Source organism: Bradyrhizobium sp. CCBAU 53340 (assembly GCF_015291645.1).
Lineage (GTDB): Bacteria > Pseudomonadota > Alphaproteobacteria > Rhizobiales > Xanthobacteraceae > Bradyrhizobium.
The window spans coordinates 1,734,007-1,750,900 of record NZ_CP030055.1; the positions used below are offsets into that span (position 1 = coordinate 1,734,007).

The window sequence follows — 16,894 nt, forward strand, 5'->3', positions numbered from 1 at the left end:
AACCCGGAGCACGATCATGAGCCGCCCCCTTCTTCCGCTGAAAGCAGGTGCCATCGTTTTCACGCTGTTGTGGACCGCGTGGATGATGTGGTGGAGCGGCTCGTTCTCGAGCGCGAATGTGGTGATTCTCGCCTTTTGCGGCGCGGCGGTCGGCTATCTCTGGTACCGCGCCATGCGCTGGCAATTCGAGCGCATGGGCATGCTGCCGCGTCGTGAGGATCAGGCGAAGAGGGCGCCCTAGTCCTTCTGGCCGTGCTTTTTCTTTTTCTTCTTTTTCTTATGCGTGTCGTCGTCGTCGCTTTCGCGGCCTTCGTCGGACGACGCATCGTCAGCCTCGTGCACGGCGGCCTCTAACGCTGCGCGCTCGGCCGCCTCCTGTTCGCGCTGGCGGCGGCGTTCGTCCCAGGCATCGAATAGCTGGTCCAGCCACGGCAGCACCTGCTCGATCGACGGCAATTGGCCGGGCGGACCGGCCTCGCCGCGCGGGCCCTGAGGACCGGCGGGGCCCAGCGGACCGACAGGGCCTTGCGGGCCGGCGGCACCTTGCGGTCCCACTGCACCCCGTGGGCCGGCGTCGCCTTGCTTGCCCGGCAGGCCAGGCTTGCCCTGCGCTCCGGCCTTTCCGACCGGCCCGGGCTTGCCCTGAGGTCCCGGCTTGCCGCGTGCGCCGTCCGGACCGCGCTTGCCCGGATGACCCTGCGGCCCCGGCCGTCCCGGTTCGCCCTGCCGTCCGCGCGGGCCCTGAGGTCCCGGCCGTCCCTGATCATCTGCCACGCGCTGCTCCTTCTCGCGAACGCAGGTTACTTAGCGGCGTTTGACGACAGCAGCAATTCCGCCCGCGCATCCCCGCTGGCTTGATCAACATCAATCGGCACCACAGGGCGCCGTGGCATTGATGACCTGTGGCCACGATCCTGCGAGGAGCGACCGATGCGCGCAGCCTGGAAAATCTTTGGCCTGTCGGCGATCATTCTCGCGGCGGCGATCGGTCTCGCTCATCTGCTGGTGCCCGATGTCGTGCCGGTCGGCTACGCCGAGGAGCCACAGGCATCATGGGCGATCCTGACCGCCTTCGTCCTGCGCGCGATCGCGCTGACCGCGGCCTGGGTCGCGATCATCACAATGTCGCTGCTCGTGGGCGTCAAGCTGTATCAGATGGTCTTCCGCGCGGTTGGCACGGGGAATGATCACGCCGTCATGCGCTAGTCCTGATAGGCCGGCACCTCGATGCCGGAGGCCGCATAGAGCCTGATCTTGTTGCGCAGCGTGCGCACTGACAGGCCGAGCACGCGCGAGGCGCGTGTGCGGTTGCCGTCGCAGCGCGCAAGTGTCTGGAGCACGAGTTCGCGCTCGACCTCGCCGACGGTCGCGCCGATCAGCAGTGGGACGATCTCATTGGGTGCAAGGAATTGCGCGCCGTGCTCGGACGTCGCGACATGAACAGTGGTCATCAACACACTCCCCGATCAACGCCCGCTTCCATCGTTGGAAGCGGATCGAGAACAAACGACCCCCAAGCCGTAAATCCTAAGCCTTAGATCCACGGTGGGCGGGTTTGGTTAACGAAAGGTTAATTGCGCGCCATCGCACCAGATGACCTTGGGAATGCCGCCGGGTTGCCGCGATTGGCACGAGATGCACAGCGATGCGGACCGATCTTGCTCACACCGTGCGATAGCCACCGTCCACCATCACGATCGTTCCTGTCACGTAGGACGACAGGTCCGAGGCGAGAAAGATCGCGGGGCCCACGATGTCCTCGGGCTTGCCGGTGCGCGCGAGCGGGGTGTGGTCGACGAAGGCCTGCACCAAGGCAGGATTGGTGGCGCGTACATTGGCGTTGATGTTGGTCTCGATGAATCCAGGGCCGATCGCATTGACGCGCACACCTTCCTTGCCGAGCTCGACCGCGAGCGCCTTGGTGAAGCCGAGGACGCCGTGTTTCGAGGTGGTGTACGCCGCCGAGCTAGGCGTGCGCAGATGCACGAAGGACTGGATCGAGCCGATATTGACGATGCGGCCCTTAGCTGCGCGCAAGGGCGCGAGGAAGGCCTGCGTCATGTTGAAGACGCCGTTGAGATTGAGCGAGATGATGTCGTTCCAATCCTGCGCGACTGTCTCAGTTTCGGCGGTGAAGGCATTGCGGCGGGTAATGCCGGCGTTGTTCACGAGGATCGAGACCTGCCCGACCTTGTCGGCGACCTGCCTCGCCAGCGCGAAGCAATCCTGGCGCCTCGTCACATCAAGCGCAAAGCTCTCGGCTCTTCCCCCGGCCTTGCGGATCTCCTGCGCGGCTTCCGCGACCGTGTCGGCATTGACGTCGAGCAGCACCATCTGCGCGCCCTCGCGGGCATAGCCGGCGGCGATCGCCCGGCCGATGCCGGAACCGGCGCCAGTGACGACGGCGATGTGATTTGCGAGCAATGCCATGGCAATTTCCTTCCGGATTCGTTTCTAAGTTTCATGAAAGGCTAACCCGAAATTAAGGGGTCGGAAACGGCGGCCTTGGCATACTGATCGTCATTGCTAAACGTTGCGCGCATGATGGAACGGCTGGAATCCTGGAAACTCACTCTCGAGCGCCTGCGGTCGGCGGACGAGGCCGATTGGGCCGAAGCCGGCCGGCTGGTGGCCGAGATCGCGCGGATGAGCACGGATGCCACGCTGCGGCAGGCGGCCGAGCAGGCGCTGCCTGTGCTGCGCCAGGCCGCGGACAATGACGATCACGGCGTCACGCTGGCGGCCCGGCGCCGCATCGGCGTGGTCCTCGATGTTGTCCATGATCTGACCGCGCCGCGCTTCGGCCGCCGCAACGCCGCGCCGAAGAAGCTGTCGAGCGAGGATCGCGCCCGCAAGATGCTGGGCCTGCCGCTCGCGGTGCAGCTCACCTGCGACGACATCAACCAGGCCTATCGCCGCGCCGCCAAGGGCATGCATCCCGACCAGGGCGGCAGCGCGCAGGCCTTCATCGATCTCGCGGCCGCGCGTGATGTCTTGATCCATCCCGGCGCGCACAAGGACGCCTGACGGCGCTCAGCTCTTGTTCACGCAGCTCGGATAGGGCGCGGCTTCGCCCGGGATGATCGGGCAGAGGTCGATCGGCCCGAGATCGCGCAGCCGCGCGTCCCAGCTGATGTCGTTGACCTGCGGGTCGTCGCTTTCGGGGCCGCGCTCCGCCCATTGGATGGTGTAGTAGTCGGTCGCGCCCTTGAGCGCGATCAGAAGGGCGGTCTCGCTGTGCCGCGTCGGACCGCTGTCGATGCGGCCGCAACCGATCACCGCGACGAAGCCCTCGTAGCGGCCGAACTTCGTCTCGCCCAAAGGCCTTGCGGCAAAACTGTCGGGACAGGCCGATTTGAAGCCGCCTGCGATCGTGCCCGCAAGCATCTGCGGCGAGGCGCCTGGCGTCAGCGTCATGCCCTTCTCGCCGGTGACTGTGATCATCTGGGTCCAGCGCTCGGGCGTCTCGCCCCGCAGCACCGCTTCGCGGATGTAGTGGCCGCCCTTGGTGTTCTCGAACACCACCGTGAAATTCGACGGCATCGTGAACGAGACGAGCTGGCCGAAGATCGGCGAGATCACGCGGAAGGATTGCGGGGCTTGCGCCTGCGCGGCTGCGGCGAACAGGAGCGATGCGGCCAGTCCTGCTGTCGTGGTTGCACGCATCGACCTGCTCCAGATTCAGCGAGTTAAAAGAAGACCGGGCAGGGATGCTAGCATCGCATCCTTGCCCGGCCCTGTCGTCCGCCGAACGAAATCCTACCAGCTGCAGTGGCCGGCCTTCAGCGCGTGATCCTTCAGCGCGAGCGCGTCGAGGAAGGTCGGCACCGAGGCGCTGGCGCGATGATAGCCGGCCGGCCACGGCGTGGTCGGAATGCTCTCGTCCCAGATCTGGCACACGCCGCTGTCGTGCCAGCGGATCAAATGATAGCCGGCCTCGGCCGGGCTCGCGGCAACGAAGGCGGCAGCGGCGAGACCGGCGGCAGCGCAAAGCATGGAAAGACGACGCATGGATCAGCTCCTCAAATTGAAAGATGTGATGCGCCTCCCGGCAATGCGGGGAGGGTGGTGCGGGACGCTTCCTCAGCCAGCGCCCCGGACAAGAGGTGAGTAGTTCCGTCTGCGGATCAGGTTCAAACCGCGCGCGCGGGAAATGGCGCGATTTGCGGCGAAAAGCCGGGCGCGGGGCCAGCGCAAAAGCAAAGGGCGGGCTGCTCGCGCAGGCCCGCCCTTTCGGAATTGGATGACCTGGAGGCTCAGAGCGTGCAGCGGCGCTCGGCGCGCATCTTGATCTGGAGTTCGGAGGCCTGGGTGAAGGTGGGGAGCGGCTTGCTGACGACCTTGTAGGTCGACACGCCCCACTGGAACGGCTTGTACTTCAGGTCCTCGTTCCAGACCTGGCAGATGCCGGTGTTGTCCCAACGGATCACGTAATAGCCGACCTTCGCGGACGCGGGCACGGCGAAGACGGAACTGGTAATGCCGGCAACGGCACAAAGGGCGAGAACGCGACGCATGAAATATCTCCTTGTGGGGCGGGTGAGCCGAAAATTCGTGCGGTAAAAACAGCCCCTTTGCAAGCCGGGGAGCCGCCTTTCACGGACATGTCAGGCCGAGGCGGACACTTGGTTTGGCTGCGTGCCCCGCAGGACACACACGCTCACTTCGCCAGCGAGGCCACCGCCTCGATCTCGATCAGCATCTTCGGATCGGGCAGCGCCTGCACCACGCAGGTGGTGCGTGCGGGATAGGGCGGCGGGCCGAACGCGCCGGCATAGAGCGCGTTCATCGCGGCAACATCAGTGGCGCGGGTCAGCAGCACGTTGATCTTGGCGAGATCGCGCATGGTGGCGCCGGCCTCGTCCAGCACGCGCTTGATGTTGACGACGACATTGGCGAACTGTGCCTCGAACCCGTCGGGCAGCGCGCCATGGGCGTCGAAACCGGGAATGCCCGATACGAACAGCAAGTCGCCGACGCGGGTCGCGAAGGACAACGGCGGCGCCTTGACATGCGGCGGGGGCGCGAAGTGCTGGATCGGCATGGGGACCTCGGATGCTGCTGGTGATTGGAGCTTGCGGGAAGCGTAGCGGTGTGCGGGGCGTGGTCCAACACAAAACGCGAAAACAACCCCATGCACAGTAGAAATCATTGGCGAAACGGAAATTCTGTAATTCAGAAATTTGGATTGACCCGTCGGGCAAAACAGGAGCAGAATGGCATGGTGGGTGAGACGGGTGTGTGCAGACGCTCGGTCTTGCTTCGCCTCTCCCCGCGTGCGGCCCTCTCGGGGGAGAGGCGGGAATCCATCCACCCCGTCATTGCGAGCGCAGCGAAGCAATCCAGACTGTCTCCGCGGAAGGATTCTGGATTGCTTCGCTGCGCTCGCAATGACGGAGAATGAGGAACGGTCTGAGGGAAACGAGCCCCATCATGTTGCCGCCGTGATCGATCGGATAAATTACGGCGCCTGATTCGTTTTCCCTCCCTTGAAAAATAGCCCCCGGAGACGCCCCATGAAGATTGCTTCCACCTTGCGTGCCGCGCTCGTCGCCATTGCTGCCCTCGCCGGCCTCTCGACCGCGGCGCAGGCCGACGACGGCACGGTGGTGCTGACGATCTACAAGGCGGGCTGGTTTATCGGCGGTTCGGGCGGCTCGGGCGTACTGAACTTCCACGGCCGCTCCTATGCGCTCTCGACCGGCGGGCTCGATTACGGTCTCGTGTTCGGCGGCTCCAAGACCGTGCTGCGTGGCCGCGTCTCCAACATCGTCCGTCCCTCCGACGTCGCCGGCGTCTACGGCGCCGCCGGTGCCGGCCTTGCCGTCGGCCGTGGCGCCCGCGCCATCGTGCTGACCAACCAGAAGGGCGCGGTGCTGGAGCTGTCGGGCTACCAGACCGGCCTGATGGCGAATGCGGATCTCAGCGGTCTTGCCATCACGATGCGGTAGCACGCGGTGCCGTCGGGTGGGCAAAGGCGCGTAGCGCCGTGCCCACCACTCTCCGTGAATGCGCAAGAACGTGGGCACGTCGCGCGAAGACGCGCGCCTTTGCCCACCCTACGAAATCCCGAGTGTGTCGACGCTCTGCTCGCCACTGCATGTGAGCTGCGCGCAAGACGCGCGCTCAACGCGCCGATTGCTTGGCCTTGTCGTCGGTCGTGCTGGCCTGCGCGCGCTTGCCGGAGCGGATCATCAGGAACGATCCTGACGTATCCGGCAGCCGCCAGCGCCCGTCGATCTCGGTCGCCTCGCCGTTCATGATGCCGTCGTAATGGACGATGCCGAAGCCGTAGCCCGGCGGCTCGTAGCGCTTGACGAACGACACGACGCTGCCGGCACGATGGCCCGTGATCGAGGCGCTGTGGGTTCGCACCGGGCAGTGCGGATTCGAGCATGGCTCGGTGACGCTGCCGCTGAGCGCGCCGCCGGTCTCGACCAGCGTCGCCGTGAACGTGACCATTCCCGTGCCGGGTTGAATGTAAGTGCCGTCCCAGACACCGGAGAGATCGTCGCTCACAGCAGTGGCTTCCTCTATGTGCGCCGGTTGAAGCCCGGACCTTCCACCCTCCACGGTCTTCCACTCGAAGTCGTATCGCTGCGATCACGCCCTTGCAATAGTCCGCGCACGACGTCGATGGATCGGAGGATGCGCGGGCATCAACCGTTTGGCGGAGGGGCGCTGCCGATCGGGATCGCTACTGCGGTTTGGCGAAGCTGAGTTGCCGGAATTCGGCAGGCGGTGCGTCATTCGCGCCCGTGACCTGGACCGAGAAGGTGCTGTGGTTGATGCCGGTCTTCTCGGGGACGACGGACGCGCCAACCATCGTGTATCTGTAGCCTCCATCCTCGCTCCAGGATTTCGGCAGCAGATAATAGGACTTGCCGGCCTCCACCGTGAATTGCGCCGGATGCGGTGTGCCCGAGATCACCCGCGTCCAGTATTCGTCGGGCGAACTCACATTGTGCGGCCCGGGCGGCAGATCGACGGTGGTGTACTGTCCGGGCGGAAGCGACATCAGCCGCTTGCCGTCGACCTCGATCGGAAGCGCGAACACGCTGGTGTTGAAGCCGAAGGGCCGCCCAATATTGACGGATGCGTGGCCCGCCTTCGGCGGTGCCGGCAAGGCGGACGCCACCGTCGTTTGCTCCGGAGCGGACAGGCAACCGGAGAGCAGGCTTGCGACGAACCCAACCATGCAAGGGCCCGCAAGCCGATGCCACGCGATATGCTTCAAGACGCCCCGCCCCCCGAATTGCACCAGATGTGCATATGCCCCGATGCTCGTTTTGCGGGAGCAAGCGGCGCGAGTCAAGGCGCCGAATGGGTCTAGAAAATGATAAGGCCTGTCGGATTGCCGTGCTGGCGTTCGTCCTTCGGAAAGCCGCGCGCATCCACGCTTGCGGTCCCAGCGCGAAAGGAACTCCGCATATGACCTCCATCACGCCGTTTCTCTGGTTCGACAACAACGTCCCCGAAGCCGTCGCTTTCTACAAATCGGTGTTCCCCCGCGCAAAGGTCGAGACCGTCAGCGACTTCATGGCGGTGTTCGAGCTCGAAGGGCAGCGCTTCCACGCCCTCAATGGCGGACCGCTCCACCGCTTCAACGAGGCGGTGTCGTTCTTTATCAGCGTCGAAACGCAGGAGGAGGTCGACTATTTCTGGGGCCGCCTCACCGCCGACGGCGGCGAAGAATCCCGCTGCGGCTGGCTCAAGGACAGGTTTGGCCTGTCCTGGCAGGTGATCCCGACGGCGCTCGGCCGCTATCTCGCCGATGCTGACAGGACCAAGGCCAACCGCGTCATGCAGGCGATGATGGGGATGAAGAAGATCGTGATTGCGGAGTTGGATAGAGCGTATGCGGGGTGAGGCGGATGGCGGCGTGCCCCGGACGCAGTGCAGCGCGCCGCTTTTTGCGGCGTGATGCGCTGCAGAGCCGGGGCCCATGCCGCATCCGTGCTGGAGCCTCTGGGTCCCGGGTCTGCGCTACGCTTGCCCGGGACACGATACCAGATGGCGCAGCGCTATCAGCATCGTGGGGTAGCCAATGGCGCTTCGTGCCCACGAGGCCAGTGTTCCGCATCGCCAATCTGCCTCGCACCGCTATACTGCCTGCATCAGCAGGATGGTGATCTCATGGCAAGAAAACTGGAAGGCAAGGTCGCGGCCGTAACCGGAGCGGCGTCGGGCATTGGGCTCGCAAGCACTGAAGCGATGCTGGCCGCGGGCGCGCGGGTGGTGATGGTCGACCGCGACGAGGCTGCGCTCAACGCGCTCTGCAAAAAGCATGGCGACGCGATGATCCCGCTGGTCGTCAACCTCCTGGACCCCAAAGACTGCGCAACGCTGCTGCCGCGCGTGCTGGAGCAGGCAGGCCAGCTCGACATCTTCCACGCGAATGCTGGGACCTATGTCGGCGGCGACCTCATCGATGCCGACACCATTGCGATCGACCGCATGCTGAACCTGAACGTCAACGTCGTGATGAAGAACGTGCACGACGTGCTGCCGCACATGATCGCGCGTGGCAGCGGCGACATCATCGTCACGAGCTCGCTGGCGGCGCATTTTCCGACGCCATGGGAGCCGGTCTATGCCTCGTCGAAATGGGCGATCAACTGCTTCGTCCAGACGGTGCGGCGTCAGGTCTTCAAGCACGGCATTCGCGTCGGCTCGATCTCGCCCGGCCCTGTCGTCACCGCGCTGCTCGCGGACTGGCCGGCCGAGAAGCTGCAGGAAGCCAGGGACTCCGGCAGCCTGCTGGAGGCCAGCGAAGTGGCTGAAGTCGTGATGTTCATGCTGACGCGCCCGCGCGGCATGACCATCCGCGACGTAGTGATGATGCCGACGAATTTCGATCTGTAACGTGCTCTCGTAGGGTGGACAAAGGCGCGCGTCTTCGCGCGACGTGCCCACGTTCTGTCGGACCCATGGAAAGGTGGTGGGCACGGCGCAAGGGCGCCTTTGCCCACCCTACGAAATCGCCGCCGCCGTGAACACTGCCAGCTGCGCCTCGAACGCGCGGCGGAAGGCCGGGCGTGCTTCGCCGCGGGCGACGTAGGACGACAGCGTCGGATAGCCCTCGAGCATGCGCGAGGCATTCAGCCGGCGCAGCACCGTCACCATCAGGAGATCGCCGGCGCTGAACGCGCCATCGAGCCAATCGGCGCCGCCGAGGTGGCGGGCCAGCTCGTCGAGCCTGGTCGCGACGCGCTTCCGCAGCATCGGCTGCCGCTGCTCATACCAGCTCTCGTCGCGCTCCAGCAGCGTCGCCATCCCGAGCTCGACGATCGGCGGCTCCATCGTGTTGAGCGCAGCAAACATCCAGGCGATCGCGCGGCACCTCGCATTCGCATCCCTCGGCAGCAAACCGTAATGACGCTCGGCGATATGGAGCACGATCGCGCCGGTCTCGAACAGGACGAGATCGCCGTCCTCATAGGTCGGGATCTGCCCGAACGGATGCAGCGCCAGATGCGCCGGCTGCTTCATGGCCTCGAACGACAGCAGGCGCACGTCGTAGGGCTGGCCGACTTCTTCAAGTGCCCAGCGCACGCGCATGTCGCGCGCCTGTCCCTTGCCGCGGTCGGGCGAGTTTGCGAAGGCGGTGATGGTGGGCATGGGCGGGCTCCGGGGCGGCTTTATCTCTGGACCTAGGACGAACGAACGGAGCGAATTCCGACAGCATCGTAGGGTGGGCAAAGCGACTTGTCCGCCGTAGCTTGAGGAGCGGAGGCGGAGGCGTGCCCACGTTCCATCGGATTGGTGAGAGATCGTGGGCACGGCGCAAGAGCGCCTTTGCCCACCCTACGGGACCGCGTGGCACGAAGCGATCACGTAGCCCAACCCTCAGTGTCGTCCCGGCGAACGCCGGGACCCATACCGCGGAATCTATCGGTTGTGGCCGATAGACGTACCGAACGACGAGTCTTCGCCAAACCTCTGTCTGTGGCTATGGGTCCCGGCGTTCGCCGGGACGACAACCGAATGCGGGGCGCTATCGTCCATCCACCTCCGCAGCGATCCACCGCGCCAGCTCCCGCCACGGCTCCAGCGTCCAGTGCCCCGACGCCGCCCCCGACGGCGACGGCAGCACAAAAATCTCCGGCAAGCCCGCATCGCGCACCTGCCGCCCCAGCGCAATCGCAGCTGACGGCCGGCCATAAAACAAGCTCGCCGCCTTCTTGCTCGTGAATGCAATCGTCCGCGGCCGATACTTCTCGATCTTCGCTCTGAAGCCTGGCACGTCGATCGTCTCCGCCGCGATCTGGTGATCCATCCCAGCGCCCGATTTGGAGAGATCGGTGAAGCCGATCCCGAGCTCAATCAGCGCGGCGAACTCGCCCGGCTGATACCGCCGCGCCGTGATCCCGGCCTCATGGATCGCCCGCCAGAAGCGGTTGCCGGGATGGGCGTAGTAGTGACCGAGCTCCGCCGAGCGAGTCGAGGCGGCGGTGCCGACGAAGACGAGGCGGAGGTTGGGACGGAGCTGGTCGGGGAGGCGGTGAGGGGCGTTCAACACGTCAATCATCCGCGGCTGTAGCCCGCACGAGCGGAGCGATATGCGGAACGACAAAGGCACCAAATCTCGCTATATCCAGCTTCGCTTGCCGGCGGCAAATCGGGAAGACTATAGAAATGGCGATTGGTTTTAGCGAACGCTTTGATTTTGGTCCCATCATTGGATGGGAACTCTACCAAGTGACGATCGACAAGTATCACATCATGTTCTGGTTTGAAGACGAAAATGCCTTGTTGAATGTCGCGGACCGTTTCTCGTTCCGATCGTCCGACGGAGCAGTCAATTTCTCTTACGAGATTTATGGCGATCATAAGTCCCTGAATGTTGACCGCATTCTACGAACGAAAATCGCCGGAACGACGATTGTGAGTAAGGACCAACTCGATCTTACGTTTGAAAATGGCGACGTGCTGTCGATCTACGATAATCCGGAACTCAGATCGTGGTGGTTCCTCGGGGGGCGGCAAAACGACCCGGTTCGCCAGAGAATGAATTGGTCATTTGCAATCTGCGATCACGATCCGGAGGACCTCACTGGGCAAGAGTATCAAGATCGACGCACTTAGTGTTCGAATGTCTCGCCCATTCCATCCCTTGCATCCTATGCTTTGATAATGGACCGCGAAGAATTAGCTACCGCCTATGCGGCACCTGCCCGCCACTATCACAACCTCGCGCATATCGAGGATTGCTTGGCCGCGCTTGCGCAGGTGCATGGTCTCACGTCGCTCGAGCGCGAGATCCTCACCGAAGCGATCTGGTGGCACGACGTCGTTTATGACCCGACCCGATCGGACAACGAAGACCTCAGCGCTCAACTGGCCGAACGGCACGTGCACGCCGATATCAGTCACGAGGTCGGTCGCCTGATCCGCCTGACAAAGTCTCACGAGGTCGCGGCGGATGATCGCCTCGGCGCCATCCTGATCTCGATCGACCTCAGTATCTTGGGCGCGGAGCCGGCGCGCTACGACGCCTATGCCGCCGCGATCCGCCAGGAATTCATTCACCTCAGCGCGGATGATTATCGTATCGGTCGCGCCCGCGTGCTCCGCCACTTCGCGGCACGCGAGGTGATCTATCCCGATCCGGATTTCGCCGCGAGCTTCGACCGGCAAGCCCGCGTCAATTTCGCGCGCGAGCTGGCGGCGCTGGGCTGAGGCGGTGGCGGGGGGCGCACAGCGCGGCGTGATGTGCGCGAATTATGCGTGATGGCGTGCCCCGGACGCAGTGCAGCGCGCCGCAACTTGCGGCGTGATGCGCTGCAGAGCCGGGGCCCATCACGGACGCCGTGCCGGAGCTTCTGGGTCCCGGGTCTGCGCTACGCTTGCCCGGGACACGAGAGCAGGCCCCGTAGGGTGGGTTAGCCGCCCACAAGCGCGGTCCATCGACACGGAATGGCGCAAGGCGTAACCCACCGCTTGCGCCTCCGCGACGACAGAAGCGGTGGGTTACGCAGCGCGGCCCGCGCTTCGCGCAGCCGTACGTCTAACCCACCCTACGCAGCAATCCACTTCGCCAACTCCCGCCACGGCTCCAGCGTCCAATGCCCGGACGCCGCACCCGACGGTGACGGCAGCACGAAGACCTCCGGCAAGCCCGCATCGCGCACCTGCCGCCCCGGCGCAATCGCAGCTGACGGCCGGCCATAAAACAAGCTCGCCGCCTTCTTGCTCGTGAATGCAATCGTCCGCGGCCGATACTTCTCGATCTTCGCTCTGAAGCCTGGCACGTCGATCGTCTCCGCCGCGATCTGGTGATCCATCCCAGCGCCCGATTTGGAGAGATCGGTGAAGCCGATCCCGAGCTCGATCAGCGCGGCGAACTCGCCCGGCTGATACCGCCGCGCCGTGATCCCGGCCTCATGGATCGCCCGCCAGAAGCGGTTGCCGGGATGGGCGTAATAGTGCCCGACCTCCGCCGAGCGCGTCGAGGCGGCGGTGCCGACGAAGACGAGGCGGAGGTTAGGGCGGAGCTGGTCGGGGAGGCGGTGGAGAGGGACTTCGGGCAACTCAATGATCCACGTATGACCCGCATGATCGGAGCGATATGCGGGACAGCAATGTCCCGCGCTCATCCGGCCTACGCTAAGAACTATATTGTCCGCCCGAAGGCCACAGGGTTGGATAGGCACTTCTCAAACTGTCCAATACGCGCACGACAGGATCGGCGTCCGTCCAGACATAGCCTTCGGCCGTCTTCTCGACATAGTGGATCAAAGCCAAGGCATCCAAAACGGATGTCAATCGGCCATTGCGTCCGAAGGGAACGCCTATCTCACTCGAAAAGTCGTGATATTCCTTACCGTAGTTTTCGAAATGAAAGATAAACGTCTCGAGTAGCTCCGGCAGGCTCGGACCGTGCTCCCAGTTCCGCTCAGCGATATGATCGGCCTCCTTCACGTCGCACTCGAATGCGAAATGATAGGCCGAGTTCTTCTCCGTAGGATCGAGTGGCCGGAGAATGCGGAGCCGCCAGAGATCGCGTCCGAGATACTTGAAGACCGATTGTCTGAAGATTGGTCGCGGCGCATCGGGGAAATGCGAAGCCAGCGATGCTGCAAGCGTGGGCGATTCGCCATCTGCGATTGAGAAGGCTCTCTCTGCGAGTGCCTGTGCGATCTTGCCGTAAGCACGCTGTTCCAAATCGTTCATGCGATCCCGGGACATCGATCAATTCACTCGCTCGTGAGGATAGAGGAAACTTGTCTGGGCGAGGTCGGAGGGGACCATAGCAGAATGAATGCTAACGACCTGCGAAACTGCAGTCCAATTCTTGCTTGCGCTTGCTCAAAGAGAAGCCGGGCTCTCGCCCGGCTTTGGTCTGCTCTGAACTTGCGATACTTGGAGCGAGTTCTCACAACACCCGATTACTCTCCTTCACCTTCTCCGCATCCAGATAAACGCTTGAGCCCATCTCCTTGAACTTCGCGCTCATCCTGGCCATGCCGTCCTCGGCGGTGCCCTGCATCGACATGCCGACGCTGTTCGGATCATTCAGCGTTGCCGCATAATCCCGCACGTCCTGCGTGATCTTCATCGAGCAGAACTTTGGGCCGCACATCGAGCAGAAATGGGCAACCTTGTGGGCTTCCTTCGGCAGGGTCTCATCGTGGAAGCTTTTTGCGGTGTCCGGATCGAGGCCGAGGTTGAACTGGTCGGTCCAGCGGAATTCGAACCGCGCGCGGGAGAGGGCGTCGTCGCGCAGTTGCGCGGCGGGGTGGCCCTTGGCGAGATCGGCGGCGTGGGCGGCGATCTTGTAGGTGATGACGCCGGTCTTGACGTCGTTGCGATCGGGCAGCCCGAGATGCTCCTTCGGCGTGACGTAGCAGAGCATGGCGCAGCCGAACCAGCCGATCATGGCAGCGCCAATGCCTGAGGTGATGTGGTCATAGCCCGGCGCGATGTCTGTCGTCAGCGGTCCAAGCGTGTAGAACGGCGCTTCGCCGCACTCCCTAAGCTGCTTGTCCATGTTGATCTTGATCTTGTGCATCGGCACGTGGCCGGGGCCTTCGATCATGACCTGGCAGCCCTTGTCCCACGCGATCTTTGTGAGCTCGCCGAGCGTCTCCAGCTCCGCGAACTGCGCGCGATCGTTGGCATCCGCGATCGAGCCCGGACGCAGGCCGTCGCCGAGCGAGAACGAGACGTCATACTTGCGCATGAGGTCGCAGATCTCGTCGAAGTGCGTGTAGAGGAAGCTTTCCTTGTGATGCGCGAGGCACCACTTCGCCATGATCGAGCCGCCGCGCGAGACGATGCCGGTGACGCGGCTGGCGGTGAGGTGGATGTATTGCAGGCGGACGCCGGCGTGGATGGTGAAATAGTCGACGCCCTGCTCGCACTGCTCGATCAGCGTATCCTTGTAGAGCTCCCAGGTCAGCTTGACCGGATCGCCGTTGCACTTCTCCAGCGCCTGATAAATCGGAACGGTGCCGATCGGCACCGGCGAGTTGCGCAAGATCCATTCGCGGGTGGTGTGGATGTTGCGCCCCGTCGAGAGATCCATCACGGTGTCGGCGCCCCAGCGGATCGCCCACACCATCTTCTCGACCTCTTCCTCGACCGACGAGGTCACCGCCGAGTTGCCGATATTGGCGTTGATCTTGGTCAGGAAGTTGCGGCCGATGATCATCGGCTCGAGCTCGGAGTGGTTGATGTTGGAGGGGATGATGGCGCGGCCGCGCGCGATTTCGTCGCGGACGAACTCCGGGGTGATGAAGGCCGGCACCGCGGCGCCAAAGCTTTCGCCGTCGGCAAGCGCCGCTTCCGCGCGCTCGAGCTGTTGCTTGCGGCCGAGATTTTCGCGGGCGGCGACGTAGATCATCTCCTTGGTGACGATGCCGGCGCGGGCGAATTCGAGCTGGGTGATCTTGTGGCCGTCGAGGCCGCGCAGCGGCTTGTGATAGGCCGAGAAGGCGCGCGCGGCCTTGTCGGTGGAGACGCTGCCATTGTCCTCCGGCTTGATCTGCCGGCCGTCATATTCCTCGACGCCGCCGCGCTCCAGCACCCATTGCTTGCGGTTGCGCGCAAGGCCGGCGTTGACGTCGATGGTGACGGACGGGTCGGTGTAGGGGCCGGAGGTGTCGTAGACCGGCAGGTTCGGTTCGCCGGCGCCCTCGGAGAGGATGATCTCGCGCAGCGGCACGCGCAGATCGGGCGCGGCGTCGGGCGAGGCGAAGATCTTTCGCGAGGAGGGAAGGGGGCCGGTGGTGACGGCGGGGATGGTCTTGTCGGGGTTGGAGCGGATGTTCATGGGATCCTCCGGTTTACTCTTAATTCCTGGGTGCAATGTCAATCTCGTCATCCTGAGGTGCGCGCACTTGCGCGCCTCGAAGGATGAAAGAGCCGGGCCGTCGCCCTTCGAGGGCCGCTGAAGAAGCGGCCACCTCAGGGTGACGGATCGTCGAATAGGGGCGGACATGCATCATGCCGCCTCCTCTGACTGGCCGAGCCATTGCCGCACCCGCGCATCCGGGTCGGCGTTCTGGGTGACATCGGACACCACCGCGATGGAATCCGCGCCCGCGGCGAAGATCTCCGCGGCGTGCTCGAACTTGATGCCGCCGATCGCGACCAGCGGGATCTCGCCGATGCGCTGCTTCCACTCCGTGATCTTCGGAATGCCCTGCGGTTCGAAGCGCATCGATTTCAGTGTGGTGAAGAAGATCGGGCCCAGCGCGACGTAGTCGGGTTTTGCCTTGAGCGCGGTTGCAAGCTCCGCATCGTCGTGCGTGGAGACGCCGAGCGAGAGGCCGGCTTCGCGAATGGCCTTGAGGTCGGCCTCCGCCAGATCTTCCTGGCCGAGATGCAGGTACTTCGCGCCGGCGACGATCGCCGCGCGCCAATAGTCGTTCACGACCAGCTTGGCTCGCGTGTCCTTGGTGATCGCCAGCGCGTCGGTGACGATCTGCAGCGCCTCGGCGTCGTTGAGGTCCTTCGCGCGCAGCTGGATGGTGCCGACGCCGAGTTTTGTCAGGCGTTCGACCCAGTTAAGGCTGTCGACGACGGGATAGAAGCGATCAGGAAACGGCATGCCAGAACGGGGTCCCAACGACAGGGGTGGAAGGGGAGGCGAAATCGCGGGCGTTCATCAGCCCGGCTTCGTATGCGGTGCGGCCGGCCTCGCAGCCGAGGCGGAACGCCCTGGCCATCGCGACCGGATCGGCCGCCTTGGCAATCGCGGTGTTGAGCAGCACGGCGTCATAGCCGAGCTCGAGCGCCTCGGCCGCGTGCGAGGGCGCGCCCAGGCCGGCATCGACCACCAGCGTGATGTCGGGCAGCCGCTCGCGCAACAGCTTGAGGGCGTCGCGGTTGATGATGCCTTTCGCGCTGCCGATCGGCGCGGCCCATGGCATCACCACCTTGCAGCCGGCATCGACGAGGCGGTTGGCGACCGAGAGGTCCTCGGTGCAATAGGGGAACACCTCGAAACCGTCCTTGATCAGGATAGTGGCGGCTTCGACCAGGCCGACGACGTCGGGCTGCAGCGTGTCGTTGTCGGCGATGACCTCGAGCTTGATCCAGGAGGTGCCGAACAGTTCGCGGGCGAGCTTCGCGGTGGTCACGGCTTCGCGCACGCTGCGGCAGCCGGCGGTGTTCGGCAGCACGGATACCTCGAGCTCGCGGATCAGCTTCCAGAACGCATCGCCAGTCCTGCCGCCGGCGGATTCGCGCCGCAGCGACACCGTGACGATGTTCGAGCCCGAGGCGCGGATCGCGTCCTGCATGATCGCGGGCGACGGATAGAGCGCGCTGCCGATCAGCAGGCGCGAGGGGAAGGATTTGCCGTAGAAGGTCACCATGTGCGAGGTGTCTCCTTGAATGACGGTGTCATCCCCGCGAAAGCGGGAATCCAGTACTCCGCGGCGGC

At 64.2% G+C, this 16,894-nt stretch carries 24 protein-coding genes; 8 read left to right on the forward strand and 16 right to left on the reverse strand.

Annotated elements, in window-relative coordinates; translation table 11 throughout:
* Window positions 1-16: 16 nt before the first annotated feature.
* Entirely contained in the window at window positions 17-241 is a 225-nt protein-coding gene (locus XH89_RS08110; protein ID WP_194466566.1) for a hypothetical protein, read from the forward strand.
* Here XH89_RS08110 and XH89_RS08115 read toward each other — a convergent pair.
* Window positions 238-774, reverse strand: coding sequence for a collagen-like protein (locus XH89_RS08115; protein ID WP_194466567.1), 537 nt, complete (start codon window positions 772-774; stop codon window positions 238-240). The genes XH89_RS08110 and XH89_RS08115 overlap by 4 nt on opposite strands.
* Before the next feature lie 156 nt (window positions 775-930).
* On the opposite strand from XH89_RS08115, the gene XH89_RS08120 reads away from it, so the two are divergent.
* Window positions 931-1,206: a hypothetical protein gene (locus XH89_RS08120; protein ID WP_194466568.1), complete on the forward strand. Its 276-nt coding sequence runs from the start codon at window positions 931-933 to the stop codon at window positions 1,204-1,206.
* Here XH89_RS08120 and XH89_RS08125 read toward each other — a convergent pair.
* Window positions 1,203-1,451: a helix-turn-helix domain-containing protein gene (locus XH89_RS08125; protein ID WP_194466569.1), complete on the reverse strand. Its 249-nt coding sequence runs from the start codon at window positions 1,449-1,451 to the stop codon at window positions 1,203-1,205. The genes XH89_RS08120 and XH89_RS08125 overlap by 4 nt on opposite strands.
* A gap of 211 nt (window positions 1,452-1,662) precedes the next feature.
* Window positions 1,663-2,430 (reverse strand): SDR family NAD(P)-dependent oxidoreductase, encoded by a 768-nt coding sequence (locus XH89_RS08130; RefSeq protein WP_194466570.1) that lies wholly within the window; start codon window positions 2,428-2,430, stop codon window positions 1,663-1,665.
* Between the two features lie 111 nt (window positions 2,431-2,541).
* Between XH89_RS08130 and XH89_RS08135 the strand changes: the two genes are divergently transcribed.
* Window positions 2,542-3,027 carry a J domain-containing protein gene (locus XH89_RS08135; protein ID WP_194466571.1) on the forward strand — a complete coding sequence of 162 codons (486 nt, stop codon included), beginning with the start codon at window positions 2,542-2,544 and terminating at the stop codon, window positions 3,025-3,027.
* Between the two features lie 6 nt (window positions 3,028-3,033).
* On the opposite strand, the gene XH89_RS08140 is transcribed toward XH89_RS08135, so the two are convergent.
* The 4 genes from XH89_RS08140 to XH89_RS08155 form a co-directional block, all read right to left on the reverse strand.
* Complete coding sequence (locus XH89_RS08140) at window positions 3,034-3,666, reverse strand: hypothetical protein (protein ID WP_194466572.1); 633 nt, start codon at window positions 3,664-3,666, stop codon at window positions 3,034-3,036.
* Window positions 3,667-3,759: 93 nt separating this feature from the next.
* Complete coding sequence (locus tag XH89_RS08145) at window positions 3,760-4,011, reverse strand: hypothetical protein (RefSeq protein ID WP_188107460.1); 252 nt, start codon at window positions 4,009-4,011, stop codon at window positions 3,760-3,762.
* Between the two features lie 245 nt (window positions 4,012-4,256).
* Entirely contained in the window at window positions 4,257-4,517 is a 261-nt protein-coding gene (locus tag XH89_RS08150; RefSeq protein WP_194466573.1) for a hypothetical protein, read from the reverse strand.
* 143 nt (window positions 4,518-4,660) lie between these two features.
* The gene (locus XH89_RS08155) at window positions 4,661-5,044 is read right to left on the reverse strand and encodes a RidA family protein (RefSeq protein WP_194466574.1); all 384 of its coding nucleotides are present in this window, start codon (window positions 5,042-5,044) and stop codon (window positions 4,661-4,663) included.
* Window positions 5,045-5,516: 472 nt separating this feature from the next.
* Between XH89_RS08155 and XH89_RS08160 the strand changes: the two genes are divergently transcribed.
* A complete protein-coding gene (locus XH89_RS08160) occupies window positions 5,517-5,951 on the forward strand; it encodes a hypothetical protein (RefSeq protein ID WP_194466575.1) in 435 nt (144 codons plus the stop codon).
* 175 nt (window positions 5,952-6,126) lie between these two features.
* Here XH89_RS08160 and XH89_RS08165 read toward each other — a convergent pair whose 3' ends face one another.
* Window positions 6,127-6,519, reverse strand: coding sequence for a hypothetical protein (locus tag XH89_RS08165; RefSeq protein ID WP_194466576.1), 393 nt, complete (start codon window positions 6,517-6,519; stop codon window positions 6,127-6,129).
* 178 nt (window positions 6,520-6,697) lie between these two features.
* Window positions 6,698-7,198 (reverse strand): hypothetical protein, encoded by a 501-nt coding sequence (locus tag XH89_RS08170; protein ID WP_194466577.1) that lies wholly within the window; start codon window positions 7,196-7,198, stop codon window positions 6,698-6,700.
* Window positions 7,199-7,431: 233 nt separating this feature from the next.
* Here XH89_RS08170 and XH89_RS08175 point away from each other — a divergent pair, with 233 nt between their 5' ends.
* Both XH89_RS08175 and XH89_RS08180 read left to right on the forward strand, forming a co-directional pair.
* Window positions 7,432-7,869 carry a VOC family protein gene (locus XH89_RS08175; RefSeq protein WP_194466578.1) on the forward strand — a complete coding sequence of 146 codons (438 nt, stop codon included), beginning with the start codon at window positions 7,432-7,434 and terminating at the stop codon, window positions 7,867-7,869.
* Window positions 7,870-8,136: 267 nt separating this feature from the next.
* Window positions 8,137-8,865, forward strand: a complete 729-nt coding sequence (locus tag XH89_RS08180) for an SDR family oxidoreductase (protein WP_194466579.1) — start codon at window positions 8,137-8,139, stop codon at window positions 8,863-8,865.
* Window positions 8,866-8,973: 108 nt separating this feature from the next.
* Here XH89_RS08180 and XH89_RS08185 read toward each other — a convergent pair whose 3' ends face one another.
* Both XH89_RS08185 and XH89_RS08190 read right to left on the reverse strand, forming a co-directional pair.
* Window positions 8,974-9,621: a glutathione S-transferase family protein gene (locus tag XH89_RS08185; protein WP_194466580.1), complete on the reverse strand. Its 648-nt coding sequence runs from the start codon at window positions 9,619-9,621 to the stop codon at window positions 8,974-8,976.
* Between the two features lie 376 nt (window positions 9,622-9,997).
* Window positions 9,998-10,531: a mismatch-specific DNA-glycosylase gene (locus tag XH89_RS08190; protein WP_194466581.1), complete on the reverse strand. Its 534-nt coding sequence runs from the start codon at window positions 10,529-10,531 to the stop codon at window positions 9,998-10,000.
* A 107-nt stretch (window positions 10,532-10,638) separates the two neighbouring features.
* Here XH89_RS08190 and XH89_RS08195 point away from each other — a divergent pair, with 107 nt between their 5' ends.
* Window positions 10,639-11,088 (forward strand): hypothetical protein, encoded by a 450-nt coding sequence (locus XH89_RS08195; protein WP_194466582.1) that lies wholly within the window; start codon window positions 10,639-10,641, stop codon window positions 11,086-11,088.
* 48 nt (window positions 11,089-11,136) lie between these two features.
* Complete coding sequence (locus tag XH89_RS08200) at window positions 11,137-11,682, forward strand: phosphohydrolase (RefSeq protein WP_194466583.1); 546 nt, start codon at window positions 11,137-11,139, stop codon at window positions 11,680-11,682.
* A gap of 338 nt (window positions 11,683-12,020) precedes the next feature.
* Here XH89_RS08200 and XH89_RS08205 read toward each other — a convergent pair whose 3' ends face one another.
* The 5 genes from XH89_RS08205 to XH89_RS08225 form a co-directional block, all read right to left on the reverse strand.
* A complete protein-coding gene (locus tag XH89_RS08205; protein WP_194466584.1) occupies window positions 12,021-12,533 on the reverse strand; it encodes a mismatch-specific DNA-glycosylase in 513 nt (170 codons plus the stop codon).
* A gap of 76 nt (window positions 12,534-12,609) precedes the next feature.
* Window positions 12,610-13,176: a hypothetical protein gene (locus tag XH89_RS08210; protein WP_194466585.1), complete on the reverse strand. Its 567-nt coding sequence runs from the start codon at window positions 13,174-13,176 to the stop codon at window positions 12,610-12,612.
* A gap of 202 nt (window positions 13,177-13,378) precedes the next feature.
* Entirely contained in the window at window positions 13,379-15,277 is a 1,899-nt protein-coding gene (gene thiC / locus XH89_RS08215; RefSeq protein ID WP_194466586.1) for a phosphomethylpyrimidine synthase ThiC, read from the reverse strand.
* 171 nt (window positions 15,278-15,448) lie between these two features.
* Window positions 15,449-16,057: a thiamine phosphate synthase gene (locus XH89_RS08220; protein WP_194466587.1), complete on the reverse strand. Its 609-nt coding sequence runs from the start codon at window positions 16,055-16,057 to the stop codon at window positions 15,449-15,451.
* On the reverse strand, window positions 16,044-16,826 hold the full coding sequence (locus tag XH89_RS08225; protein WP_194468404.1) for a thiazole synthase: 783 nt from the start codon (window positions 16,824-16,826) through the stop codon (window positions 16,044-16,046). Before XH89_RS08225 ends, XH89_RS08220 begins: the two co-directional genes overlap by 14 nt.
* Between the last annotated feature and the right edge of the window lie 68 nt (window positions 16,827-16,894).

Excerpts from the sequence above, each read along its gene's own strand:
- XH89_RS08140 (WP_194466572.1), bottom strand. The coding sequence starts at position 3,666 with ATGCGTGCAACCACGACAGCAGGACTGGCCGCATCGCTCCTGTTCGCC.
- XH89_RS08225 (WP_194468404.1), bottom strand. The coding sequence starts at position 16,826 with ATGGTGACCTTCTACGGCAAATCCTTCCCCTCGCGCCTGCTGATCGGC.
- XH89_RS08145 (WP_188107460.1), bottom strand. The coding sequence starts at position 4,011 with ATGCGTCGTCTTTCCATGCTTTGCGCTGCCGCCGGTCTCGCCGCTGCC.
- XH89_RS08170 (WP_194466577.1), bottom strand. The coding sequence starts at position 7,198 with ATGGTTGGGTTCGTCGCAAGCCTGCTCTCCGGTTGCCTGTCCGCTCCG.
- XH89_RS08195 (WP_194466582.1), top strand. The coding sequence starts at position 10,639 with ATGGCGATTGGTTTTAGCGAACGCTTTGATTTTGGTCCCATCATTGGA.
- XH89_RS08180 (WP_194466579.1), top strand. The coding sequence starts at position 8,137 with ATGGCAAGAAAACTGGAAGGCAAGGTCGCGGCCGTAACCGGAGCGGCG.
- XH89_RS08185 (WP_194466580.1), bottom strand. The coding sequence starts at position 9,621 with ATGCCCACCATCACCGCCTTCGCAAACTCGCCCGACCGCGGCAAGGGA.
- XH89_RS08160 (WP_194466575.1), top strand. The coding sequence starts at position 5,517 with ATGAAGATTGCTTCCACCTTGCGTGCCGCGCTCGTCGCCATTGCTGCC.
- XH89_RS08190 (WP_194466581.1), bottom strand. The coding sequence starts at position 10,531 with ATGATTGACGTGTTGAACGCCCCTCACCGCCTCCCCGACCAGCTCCGT.
- XH89_RS08110 (WP_194466566.1), top strand. The coding sequence starts at position 17 with ATGAGCCGCCCCCTTCTTCCGCTGAAAGCAGGTGCCATCGTTTTCACG.
- XH89_RS08135 (WP_194466571.1), top strand. The coding sequence starts at position 2,542 with ATGATGGAACGGCTGGAATCCTGGAAACTCACTCTCGAGCGCCTGCGG.
- XH89_RS08210 (WP_194466585.1), bottom strand. The coding sequence starts at position 13,176 with ATGAACGATTTGGAACAGCGTGCTTACGGCAAGATCGCACAGGCACTC.
- XH89_RS08120 (WP_194466568.1), top strand. The coding sequence starts at position 931 with ATGCGCGCAGCCTGGAAAATCTTTGGCCTGTCGGCGATCATTCTCGCG.
- XH89_RS08130 (WP_194466570.1), bottom strand. The coding sequence starts at position 2,430 with ATGGCATTGCTCGCAAATCACATCGCCGTCGTCACTGGCGCCGGTTCC.
- XH89_RS08175 (WP_194466578.1), top strand. The coding sequence starts at position 7,432 with ATGACCTCCATCACGCCGTTTCTCTGGTTCGACAACAACGTCCCCGAA.
- XH89_RS08200 (WP_194466583.1), top strand. The coding sequence starts at position 11,137 with ATGGACCGCGAAGAATTAGCTACCGCCTATGCGGCACCTGCCCGCCAC.
- XH89_RS08125 (WP_194466569.1), bottom strand. The coding sequence starts at position 1,451 with ATGACCACTGTTCATGTCGCGACGTCCGAGCACGGCGCGCAATTCCTT.
- thiC (WP_194466586.1), bottom strand. The coding sequence starts at position 15,277 with ATGAACATCCGCTCCAACCCCGACAAGACCATCCCCGCCGTCACCACC.
- XH89_RS08155 (WP_194466574.1), bottom strand. The coding sequence starts at position 5,044 with ATGCCGATCCAGCACTTCGCGCCCCCGCCGCATGTCAAGGCGCCGCCG.
- XH89_RS08220 (WP_194466587.1), bottom strand. The coding sequence starts at position 16,057 with ATGCCGTTTCCTGATCGCTTCTATCCCGTCGTCGACAGCCTTAACTGG.
- XH89_RS08150 (WP_194466573.1), bottom strand. The coding sequence starts at position 4,517 with ATGCGTCGCGTTCTCGCCCTTTGTGCCGTTGCCGGCATTACCAGTTCC.